The 2,967-nt window shown below is 71.4% G+C and carries 1 protein-coding gene; it reads left to right on the top strand.

Going from position 1 to position 2,967, the window contains the following annotated elements; all coding sequences use genetic code 11:
- Nucleotides 1-2,691 (top strand): amino acid adenylation domain-containing protein (locus ACZ6Q9_RS34155; RefSeq protein WP_466021481.1); only part of this gene is annotated, 2,691 nt, incomplete at its 5' end.
- Between the last annotated feature and the right edge of the window lie 276 nt (nucleotides 2,692-2,967).

The following is a 2,967-nucleotide window of genomic DNA, read 5'->3' as shown; positions in this document are numbered from 1 at the left end:
GTCGCCCTCGACAACGACTGGCCCACAGTCGAAGCAACCCAACCGGTCGACCTACCGGTGGTGGACACCTCCGCGCCGGCGTTCGTCATCTACACCTCCGGCTCCACGGGCACCCCGAAGGGCGTCGTGCTGTCGCACGACAAGCTGACCAACTTCCTCGCCTGGATGGCCGACGAGTGTGCGGTGGACTCGGACAGCCGGATGCTGCACTGCTGCGCGCCGGTGTTCGACGTGGCGTTGGGCGAGATCTTCACTGCCCTCACCTCCGGCGCCCGCGTCGTGGTCTGCTCCCGCGACGACCTGCTCGACGCCCGCCGACTCACCGACCTGATCGCCAAGGAGCAGGTGACGCACGCCTTCTGCCCGCCCACCAACCTCGCTGCGGTCGACCCCGCCGACTGCCCGAGCCTGTCCTGCGTGACCCTCGCCGGGGAACCCATCCCGCCCCACATGGCCCAACGGTGGATGACCGCCGGCGCCCGCCTGGTCAACGCGTACGGGCCGGCCGAAGCCGCCGTGGCGTGCACGTGGTTCGACGCGTCGGCCGGGTGGGGCGGAGCGTACGTGCCCATCGGGCGACCCATGCCGAACCGGCAGATCCGCGTGGTCGACACCAACCTGAACCTCATGCCCATGGGCGTACCCGGGGAAATCCTCATCACCGGCTTCGGCGTCGCCGACGGCTACCTCAACCGCCCCGAGCTGACCGCACAACGCTTCGTCACCGACCCGCACGGCGGCGGCCTCGCCTACCGCACCGGCGACCTCGGCCGATGGAACACCACCGGCGCCCTGGAAATCCTCGGCCGCATGGACCACCAGGTCAAAGTCAACGGCATCCGCATCGAACTCGGCGAAATCGAAACCGTCCTCGCCCAACACCCCGACGTCGGCGCCGCCGTCGTCACCCGCCGCGAAGACCGCGGCGTCGCCCGCCTCATCGGCTACGTCACCGGCCGCGACGGCCGCACCCCCGTCACCGCGGAGCTACGGGACCATGCCGCCGCCGTCCTGCCCTCCTACATGGTGCCCGCCGTCATCATGGTCCTCGACCGCTTCCCCGTCGGCGGCACGGGGAAGATCGACCGACGGGCACTGCCCGAACCCGGCTCGCAGCGCCCCGACCTGGACGTGGCGTACGTGGAGCCGACGACGAACGAGGAACGGCTCGTCGCGGGGGTGTTCGCGGCGGTGCTCGGGCTGGACCGGGTGGGCGTACGGGACGGCTTCTTCCATCTCGGTGGCACGTCGTTGCAGTCGGCGGCGGTGGCCGCGGGCATCGACGAGGCCGCGGACGTCGTCGTGCCCGTGTCGCAGATCCACCGCACGCCCACCCCGCACGGGCTGGCCCGCTGGCTGGCCACCGCTCCCCGTCGTCCCAGGGTCGAGCCGGCGCCGGCCGTCACCGGCCGCTCCGGCCCCGCCAAGCCCGTTCCGCTGACCCTGTCGGTCGCCAAGTGCGTCTGGCTTCCCTTCGAACTGGTCTGCCCGACCACCTGGTGGATCGAGGGCGAGCTGGACCTGCGCGCGCTGATGGCCGCACTCGGCGACGTGCACCGCCGACACGAGGCACTGCACGCCCGCTACCGACGCGTCGACCCGCCCGTCGCACTCATCCCGCCAAACCCCGGCATGCCACAACTGCGACTGCTCACCGACGCCACCAGCGAACAGGAAGCCCTGGACCAACTCGCCGAAGCGGTGCAACAACCACTCGACTACACCCAGGGCCGCAACTGGCGAGCCGCCCTCATCCGCGAGAAATCCACCAACCGGACCCTGTTCGGCATCGGCATCCACCACATCGCCTTCGACGGCTGGTCACACTCGCTGCTGGTGCGCGACCTCGGCCACGCCTACGCCGCCCGGCTCGCCGGGGCGGCCCCGGTGTGGGCGGGGCCGGCGACCACACTGCGGCAGTCCTACGACGAATACACCCGGCTGCGTGACGCCGCCGACCTCGAAGCCCAGCGAGCGTACTGGCGCGAACAGCTCCGCGGCCTCCCCCGCCAGGGCCACGGCCAACCTCAGGCGCCCCTGGAACAGGCCCTCGCGTGGGGCCCGAAGGCCGGACACATCGTCACCGTCACCCCCGAGGTCATGCGCCGCTGGGACGACGCCGCCCGGCAACACCGGTTCAGCCGCTCCAGCTACTTCGTCGCCGCGTACGCCTCCGCGCTGCGCGCCATCCACCAGCAGGACGACATCGGCCTGCTGATGATCGTCGCCCGGCGCGGAAGTCGCATCCTCGACTCCGCCTTCACCACCCGGATCAACTCGAACTGCGTCCGGGTCCGGTTCGACGGGCCGGAGGCGGGTCTGCTCCAGCACGTCCAGCAGACCGTCGACGAGCTGATGGCCGCCCAGGACATCCCGTTCTCGGAGACCGCCGCCGACCCGGCCGTCGGCCTGCCCGGCGAGGTGGTCGCCAGCGTGCCCGGCTTCGCCTACCAGGACAACGTGGTGCTTCCGCTGGAACTGCCCGGCTGCCGCACCGAGGAGGTCGTCGAGCCGTACGCCCGGGAGGTGATGAGCGGCCTCACCGTCGAGGCGATCCCCCGGGACGACGACGCCCTCCTGCGCATCACCATCCGCACCGACCTGATCCCGTTCACCATCGCCGAGCAACTGGGCGCCCACATGCTGCGCTTCCTCGAAGCCGGCCCCACGGTGCCCCACACCACCGCCTGAAGGTTCGCCCGTACCCCTCATGCCGTGGACGCGGACGGCCGCGCCGACGGAGTTCCTGGTTCCTGACCCGGCCGTTTCCCGTGCGGGTGACGCCGGTCCTGATCGGAGGTTGGCCCATGTCTGTCGAGTTCCTTCCCGCGCGGGCACAGGCCGCGGATGTCGGCGGGACCGGAACCGACTTCGAGGTCCTCGACCTGGTGGGTGACCTGCGTCGGCCGGCGGTGTGGCCGGCTCGGGCGGCGTCGGTGTTCCGGGCGCTGTCCCCGTCGTTGCCTG

The sequence above is a fragment of the Micromonospora sp. NPDC049139 genome (assembly GCF_055586845.1).
The sequence above is the reverse complement of the archived record's forward strand: the minus strand, read 5'-3'. Positions and strand labels throughout refer to the sequence as shown.